This is a genomic window from Streptomyces sp. NPDC101152, from assembly GCF_044768275.1.
In the GTDB taxonomy this organism is placed as follows: domain Bacteria; phylum Actinomycetota; class Actinomycetes; order Streptomycetales; family Streptomycetaceae; genus Streptomyces.
Genome location: NZ_JBIWPO010000046.1, coordinates 53123 through 61254 on the forward strand (window position 1 = coordinate 53123; position 8132 = coordinate 61254).

6 protein-coding genes are annotated in these 8132 nt (G+C 65.3%); 5 read left to right on the plus strand and 1 reads right to left on the minus strand.

Annotated features, from left to right (window positions below; genetic code table 11):
* Positions 1 to 54: 54 nt before the first annotated feature.
* Positions 55 to 183, minus strand: a complete 129-nt coding sequence (locus ACIRVK_RS36470; protein WP_404254863.1) for a hypothetical protein — start codon at positions 181 to 183, stop codon at positions 55 to 57.
* Between the two features lie 240 nt (positions 184 to 423).
* On the opposite strand from ACIRVK_RS36470, the gene ACIRVK_RS36475 reads away from it, so the two are divergent.
* The 5 genes from ACIRVK_RS36475 (at position 424) to ACIRVK_RS36495 (ending at position 8022) form a co-directional block, all read left to right on the plus strand.
* Positions 424 to 924, plus strand: a complete 501-nt coding sequence (locus ACIRVK_RS36475) for a hypothetical protein (RefSeq protein ID WP_404254865.1) — start codon at positions 424 to 426, stop codon at positions 922 to 924.
* Positions 925 to 1171: 247 nt separating this feature from the next.
* Positions 1172 to 1684: a hypothetical protein gene (locus ACIRVK_RS36480; RefSeq protein ID WP_404254867.1), complete on the plus strand. Its 513-nt coding sequence runs from the start codon at positions 1172 to 1174 to the stop codon at positions 1682 to 1684.
* Between the two features lie 13 nt (positions 1685 to 1697).
* On the plus strand, positions 1698 to 2714 hold the full coding sequence (locus ACIRVK_RS36485; protein WP_404254869.1) for a hypothetical protein: 1017 nt from the start codon (positions 1698 to 1700) through the stop codon (positions 2712 to 2714).
* Between the two features lie 182 nt (positions 2715 to 2896).
* On the plus strand, positions 2897 to 3208 hold the full coding sequence (locus ACIRVK_RS36490) for a hypothetical protein (RefSeq protein WP_404254871.1): 312 nt from the start codon (positions 2897 to 2899) through the stop codon (positions 3206 to 3208).
* 632 nt (positions 3209 to 3840) lie between these two features.
* Positions 3841 to 8022 (plus strand): Tat pathway signal protein, encoded by a 4182-nt coding sequence (locus ACIRVK_RS36495; protein WP_404254873.1) that lies wholly within the window; start codon positions 3841 to 3843, stop codon positions 8020 to 8022.
* The last annotated feature ends 110 nt before the right edge of the window (positions 8023 to 8132 follow it).

Consider the following 8132-nt stretch of genomic DNA (forward strand, 5'->3'; position numbering starts at 1 on the left):
GCCGCCGCCGGCGCGCCGGGCCCCGACCACGCGCCGCCCGCCCCGCTGGGCGCGTTACCCGGGGCGGGGGGGCGCCCCGGGGGCGCCCCCCGGGGCCCGACCGATGGGGTCGACGGCGGCGGCGTGGTGGGTGTCGGCGTGGGTGTCCACGCCGCCGAAGACGTCCGGGCGTTGATCGGTCATGATGGAGGTGCTGTCCTTCCGGGTTGCCAAGAGGGGCAGCACACGCCGGTCGGGCGGCGGACAAAGCAGTGACGGGGGCTTCTAGCCCAAGCTCCTATCAGGTCACGAGCGCCCGATCGGCTGTGGCCGTGATGGCCCTCCGCAGCGAGTCGACAGTTCTCCGACATGACAGCCCTTGGGCGTCAGCTTCGATGTGGGTCAGACCCGGCGGAGGACCACGGCACCATCATCACTGCTTCGATGTGCCGTCAGTCTGCCAGCGTCTGTCTGATCAAGTCGCCCTCGCGTCAGCACCGCGCCCGCTCGTTCGCCGCGATCGGGCAGTGGGCCCGCAACGCCCCACAGGACACCCTCGCCCGCCTCGGCGCCCGCACGACGACGGTGTTCAGCACCCGGATCGCGCCGAGCACGGTGACCATTCGCCGCGTCCTGACCGCCGTATGCCCCGGCTCCCGCACCCCCACCAGCCCGGCTGCCCATCTGCTGGCGGCGATGACCGGCGACGGGCAGACCGTCACCCAGCTGCGGGTGCCGGCTGCTGATCAAGGCCAACCAGCCCGGATTGTTCCGGCACTCGAGGTCGCTGCCCACCGCCCGGCGCTACGACCGCGAAACGGGGCACGGCCGCAAGGAGACACGGACGACCAGGGCGCTACCGTCACCGATCTCGGGCTGGACTTCCCCCACGCGGTGCAGGCCGCGAAAACCCTGCGCCACCGCACCCACCTGCGCTCGGGATAGGTGACACAGCGGACCGTCTACGCACTCACCGACCTCACCGCCCGCCATCGCCGCCGGACACGGAAATCGAAAAAATGATCGAACGTCATGAGCATGCCGTGCTAGTGTCCCAGCTGACCCTCGAGCACCACATCTGGATTTTCAGCATCCGGCCGGCACGGGGCGCGGGTCCGGGCAACTGGGCTACCCAGCCGCCTGATCAGGTCTCCGGCGGACCTCTTGGTCCGCCGAACAGGGGAGAGACATCTTGAAGCTCATACCGTTACGCGCGAAGACCGCCGCAGGAGCATTCGCCGTCACCGCGGCGGCTCTGCTCGCCACCGCCACACCCGCCCACGCAGCCACCCTCAACGTCACCGACAACTGTGACGTTCCGTGGATCACCTGCTCCTCCGGCGATTTGTGGCTGTTCTACAACTCGAAGGACATCGCCATCCAGGATGGCACCTACAAGTCGGCGTTCACGACGTTCTACGGCAACGTGGACGACCACTGGGGCACGAGCCAGTACCAGGGATCGACACTGTCCACCTACCGGTACGTCTTCGGTAACGGCGGCAACGGCAACGGCCAGTACATGAAGAACAACGCGGCGTCCGTGCAGAACTGCGCCCGAGACGACAACTACCGCGTGTACTTCAGCTCCGGCTACGGGGGCACCTCTCAGTACTTCGCGAAGAACGGCCCCTACGGAGACTGCAACATCACCAACTTGATCTCCGCTCTGAAGAACAACAACGCCTCCTCCCACTTCGCGTAAGAAGGAACCCCCCGTGAAGCACATCAAGCGGACCGCCACCGCCGTAGCCGTGGCCGCTTCCGCTCTCCTGGTCAGCGCCTGCTCGTCCGGAACCAGCGAACACCTCACGCAGAACGCAGCTGACGGCAAGCCGATCGTGAACAAGGAAAACTGGCCCCAGAAGATCCCCACCAGTGGCCTGACGAAAGGCCTGTCCCTTCCGCTGGAGGCGTACATGGCCTCCTACGAAGACCAGGTCACCGTCGAGCAGGCCGCCAACGATTTACAGCAGTCCTGCATGAAGGACTACGGCATCGACGTGACGCTGCCGCGAGCGGGCGCCAACCCGCCTCCCAGTGACAACGATGCCAACATCGAACGCCGCTACGGCATCACCGACCGGGCCGCAGCCGAGAAGTACGGCTACGAACTCCCCCCGGCCCTGCAAGAGCACACGAAACAGCCCATGCGTGACCTGTCCGACGTCGAAGTCGAGGTCCTGACCGGCCACACCAAGCCCGAACAGCCCAAGAGTCCCAAGGAAGTCAAGGCAGGAGCGCTGATCTCCGCCCCCAGCCAGGGCACCAAGCCCGCTCGGGCGGAGTACAACGGCAAGAAGCTGAAGACGGGCGGCTGCATCGGCTGGTCAAAGGACCAACTCGGCGTGAAGGACGCCGACCCCACCTTCGTGGCACAGCTCGCCGGGGACAGCCTGGTGCAGTCGATGAAGGACGACAAGGTCATCAAGGCCATCGCCGCCTGGTCTTCGTGTATGGGCGGCAAAGGACACGCCGGCCTTGCCGATCCCTACAAGGCGATGGACCAGGGGGTCACCAACGACGGGAAGCCGTCGCAGGAGTCCATCGCTCTGGCCGTCGACGACATCGACTGCAAGCAGCAGACGGACCTGGTGAAGATCTGGTTCGACGTGGAGTCTGCCATCCAGGACAAGCAAATCGCCGACAACAAGACACAGTTGACCGACGTCAAGGATCAGCGCGGCAAGGAAATCACCGCTGCGCGCAAGGAAACGGCGGCTAACGCCCAGTGAAGACTGGAGTGGTAGTGCCCGGACCGCAGACGGCCCGGGCACTGTGCCTGTTGGCGGCGTGCGTACTGGCCGCCGGGTGTACGGACGGGTCAGCTGACAGGGCGCCCTCCGTACCGAAACGGTCGGCGACTCCGAGCGCGGCGCAGAGCAGTCCGCAAGTGCGTCCGTCCCCTGTGCCTTCGGTGCACTCCGAAGGCCGTACGCGTGTCCTGGAGTACGGCGACCTGACCGTGCGTGCCACACCGGAAAACAGCGGTGTGCGTACCGAGGTCGACGTAGCCAATACCAATGAGCGGAAGGCGACGTACTCGATTCAGATCAGCATCGCTGACGGAAAGGGATGGACCGCGTACAACCGGTTCTGGCTGCAGGACGTCCCGCCGGGCAAAACGAAGCGGGATGATGCGGTGATCGGTTCGAAAAAGCTAGGTCCGATTCCGCAGGTACCGAAGATCTACGTTGACGAATTCACTCCTCTCGTTGACCGGCAGTAGTAATGCGATGCCGCGTCTGCCCCGCGTCCTGGGAGGAACCGCCGTCGCCGCTGCCCAGAAGCCGTCTACCGCGGCCCGTGTGCGACGCGTACATCCCATAGGGCCAGTACTGAATCGCAAGGGTCGTACCACGGACCGCTGCCCGCCACGTTCGTCACTGCGCCGCCTGCCGGAACCGGGGCACCGAACTCATACGGCTATGGGCGGGCCGGTGGCCAGTGCCGAACGCGGCACCGAGTCCTCGCCTGCAACCCGCATCAGCTTTCCTGCAGGCCGCCCGAAGTTCCGGGCATCAACAACAGCGGCCGCGAGGCCGCTCGCTGAATGTCACGGTCGCCACGGAGATCAACTCCGAGAGCCGTGATGACATTCCGGTCAAGGACATCGATGTCTGCATCACGGATGCAGAGAAGAGGGGACAAGTGATAACCCGTCATAGACGAGGCACGGTTGCGGCCCTCGCCGTCACCGCCGCATTATCAGGACTCATACAAGCCCAGCCCGCCACCGCGGAGCCCAGCCCCAAGCCCACGCCTACAGCTTCCACGTCGGCGCCTCGAGCCGCGACAGGCGCCGTCGCGTCTCCGGACACCACCTTGGGCAAGGGGTGGAAGACCTCGACCGACCGGGCTGTGACTGCCGCCGCCGACAGCGACGGTCTGCATCTTCTGGTCGCGGACAGCAAGAATGCCTACGCGTGGAAGACGGCTGCTGTCCTCAGCGAGCCCCAGCTCCCGGCCGACACCTGGATCGGCAACCAGTGCGTCATGGACGACCACCACGCGGCCGTCGTCTACGCTCCCCGCACCTTCGCCAACAAGCCCGACCTGATGATGGGCGGCGCGTTCACCGCGATCGTCAACCTCGACAACGGCAGCGTCACCAAGCTGCCCTTCACCGCGTCCCTGGCCTATTTCGACCCCACGTGCAACCCGGCCACACACACCGCCGCCTTCACCGCACTGCGCGACACCAAGACGCGCTTGCTTACGGTCGACACCAAGGGCACCACGGTCGCGGACACCACCGCCACGGGTGAGGTAACCTCCGCCGTCCCCGTCAAGGACGGCGTCATCGCCGCCGCCGGAAACCGGCTCGTCCACGTCGACCGCAAGGGCAGGACAGTCAAGCTCGCCACCACGAAACACGCCCCGTATGCCATCCGTGTGAGCAGTGACGGCACGGTCAGCTACATCGACCGCACGGGCGACACCGACGCCAACGTACAGACGTACGCGCGCGGCCAGAAGGCGACCGTCGCGAGCGGCAGCCTCACTTCGATGAACCTGCGTCAGGGTACGGACGGCACCGTTTACCTGGCCGGGAAGGCGAACCGCGGCAAGATCTTCACGGCCAGCGGCATCAAGCAGTTGAACGTCTCACCCGACGCGGACCTCTCCACCCGCGGACGCCTCGCCGTCGACCCGGTCGTATCCCCGGCCGTGCGGGCGGGCGTCGCCAACATCAACAACGCCGGCCGCAGCTTCACTGGCGCCGTGACCAAGGAACCGGCAGCCGAGACGAGGACGGGCAGCACCAGCCACGTCCTGACCATCAACGGCTCGGTGCCAGGCACCGGCAAACACACCAACCAGAAAGTCGCCGAGCCCGGCAGCACCGCGGGGGGCAGGCCGTCGCCGGCACTGACCGGCTCCTCCAAGCCGCAGATGGCAACGACGAACAGGATGACCACAGCCGACGACGACGCCAGGGCACACGACCCGGTCGACACCGAGGCCTGGTGTTCCGTGCCCCGCAACGATGTCAAGACCCAGGCGCTTCAGCCGACCCCGAACCAGGTCGAATGGGCCGTGGACATGGCCGTACGCGGCCAACTGACCTCCGGCTACATCACCCAGGGCGGCTGGCGATCACAGACCGGCCTCTCCACCATCAACCCGCAGGGCCTGTTTCCCAGGCCCTCCCTGACCGGTGGCGGACGCATCCCCGCACAGGTCCAACTGGGCATCCTCGCCCAGGAATCAAACCTCTGGCAGGCCGAATCCGGATCCATCCCCGGCCAGATGGGCAGCCCACTCGCGGCTGTCGACGGCTACTACGGCCACCAGTCCGGCGGAAGCCTCGCCGACTTCTGGACCATCCACTGGGACAAGTCCGACTGCGGCTACGGCGTCGGCCAGGTCACCGACGGCATGCGCAAAGCCGGATACGAGAAGGCGGGCGAAACCTCTCTCCCGGTCAGCACGCAGCGCGCGATCGCCATCGACTACACCACCAACATCGCCGCGTCGCTCTACATCCTCGCCGACAAATGGAACGAGGTTCACCAGAGCGATCAGACGATCACCGTCAACAACGACGACCCCGCCAAGCCCGAGAACTGGTTCACCGCCGTGTGGAACTACAACCTCGGCTTCAACAAGAAAGCGGACGCCGCAACCAACGGCAACTGGGGCCTGGGCTGGTACAACAACCCCGCCAACCCCGTCTACCCCGCATCCCGCCTGGCCTTCATGAACACCGACCTGGACCCGCTGGCCGCGAAGGACGCCGCCCAGCCGCAGAAGTGGCCCTACGAGGAGAAGGTGATGGGCTGGGCCGCCTGGTCCCAGGACACCGGCCACTCCTACGCCACTTCCGGCCGCCAGGACTGGCCCGGCGAGTCCGGCTTCTCCTCCGCCGGCTTCTACCCCGCCTCCTGGAACGGCACCAACGGTACGGTCATCGACCCATCCAGCGGAAAATACCGCCGGGTGCACGTCTCACCGCCGCTCGACGCGTTCTGCAACACCAAGAACAACTGCGACACCGCCAACCCGCCCAACTGCCCCACCGCCGGGTGCTACACCCAGTACTGGTGGCACGAGTCCAACGTCACCTGGAAGTCGGACTGCGCCGCCAGCTGCGGCATCGAACACATCAAGTACGTCACCGCGGTCAATGAGCCCGGGCGCGGTTACCGCCTCCAGTACGGCACACCCGTCTGCTCCGGCGCACCCTCGGGCGCGAAGGTCGTCGAGTCCGTGCCCGCAGGCACCAACACCTGGAGTGACTGCGGCACCACCACGACCGACGGATCGTTCCAGTTCACCTTCTACCCCGACCCCGCCGCGACCGGACCAGGGCTCGGTCAGTACGACGCAAAAGCCGACCTGCACCAGATCGGCGGCGGCTACAACGGTCACTTCTGGTTCACCCATGCACGCGACACTGATCACTTGGGCGGCGACAGCGGACGCATGACCATCCTGGGCGACTGGAAAATGAACTCCGCCATCTCCGGCAGACAGGCCGAGGTTTTCGTGCACATCCCGGACACCGGCGCGCAGGTCTCCAACGCCACCTACAAGGTGATCACGCCATTCGGAGCGGTCAGCAAGACCATCGACCAGAACTCCCACAACAACAGCTGGGTCTCCCTCGGCGCCTACAACTTCAACGACCAGGCCCCCGAGGTACAACTGACCAACTCCACATCGGACGGTACCGCCGACAAGGATGTCGCCTACGATGCCGTCGCGTTCGTACCCGGCGACTACGACGGCCTGAACGCCGTCACGTTTCCAGCAGCGGACCCGAACGCCCCGGACATCGACTTCGTGGCCGCGCAGAACGCGAAGGAAGTCAGCACCACGTCGTCGCTCATGTCCTCGTCGCTCAGTAGCAGCTCGGGCAAGGAATCGTGCTCGACCGGCGGTGACAGCGTCACCCTGTGCGCCACGTACAAGCCACTGAACGAGAAGAACGCAAAGGGCGCGAGGTTGCCAGGGGCCGCCAAGTCGGCCGTGACCGCCGCTGCGGCGACAGGGCCCGTCGTATGGTGCCAGGACGTCAACGGGGCTGCCTTGCAGACAAGGACGGAAGGCTGTCTGCGCGGGCTTCTCGTCCTGACCGCGACAGACAACGGCGCTCCCGTCGGCAACGCGACCATGAAGGTCATCCAGGAGATCAGGCTCGACCCCAAGTCGAATCAGTTCACCACGTGGACCGAGGTCTCCCTGGTCAACATGACGGGAATCAGCTCGACCACGCTGACCTCGTTCGACGAAGAATGCTGGACCACCACCGCCTGCGCCGAAAGCAACGGCACCTGGACCGACAGCACGACATGGACTGCGGGGGACCCGCACGTCGCCACGCGCACCAACACCTACTCGTGGAACAAGGTCAGCGGTGGTGAAGACCTCCTCAACTTCACGTGGGACACCAGCTGGTCCACACCAAGCGCCACGGTCGAAGCGGTCCCAAAGTGGAGCAACAACAATTTCGACGTCCGCTGTGACAACAAGGTGGGTGGGAACACGGGGTGTGTATTCCCGAAGTACACCCCGACGCTGCAGCTGAACACGAAGAAGTACCCAGCCACTTCCGCGTACTACTGGGTCCTCATGGAGAAGCTGGCATCCCACCCAGGCAGCGAGAAGTACAACAAGCCGCTGCATCGCCTGGCCGACGAAACGAAGGCCAAGGAAAATCAGAACAAGATGTGTCTAACCGCCGTGGCGGAATGGAATCCAAACCCTAACGCGGGTGGAACAAGCTGCGACGAGTACCCTTTCGCCAGGTCACGTGAGAGCGGCGGGATGACGCTCGACTCGGGCAAGGACTGCGTCCAGCTGTACACCCACGAGCAGGCCGACGGCTCCTGGATGCTGGAACTGGACAACAACTACCCAATACCGACCTGGAACGAGACTTGCGGCCGGGCTGCGGTTCCGGTCTTGCAGAACACCAACGCAGGTGGTGACCTCGGCCGGTTCACTTCAGAAATCCGACTCCTGGACAGCGACCCGTACTTCGTCCAGACTGGATTTGAAGGCTGCGACATCAAATCCGTCTGTAATATCAGCTAGAAACCGACCCACCGGAGCGGGGGGGGGCGCCCCCCCCCGGGGGGGGGCGCGGCCGGCGCCCCCGGGGGGCGGACTAACCAAAAAAACAAAAAACACAAAAAAAAAAAAGA

What these genes read in the sequence shown, in the direction of transcription:
- ACIRVK_RS36470 (WP_404254863.1), bottom strand. Translation starts at nt 183, where the DNA reads ATGACCGATCAACGCCCGGACGTCTTCGGCGGCGTGGACACCCACGCC.
- ACIRVK_RS36475 (WP_404254865.1), top strand. Translation starts at nt 424, where the DNA reads ATGTGCCGTCAGTCTGCCAGCGTCTGTCTGATCAAGTCGCCCTCGCGT.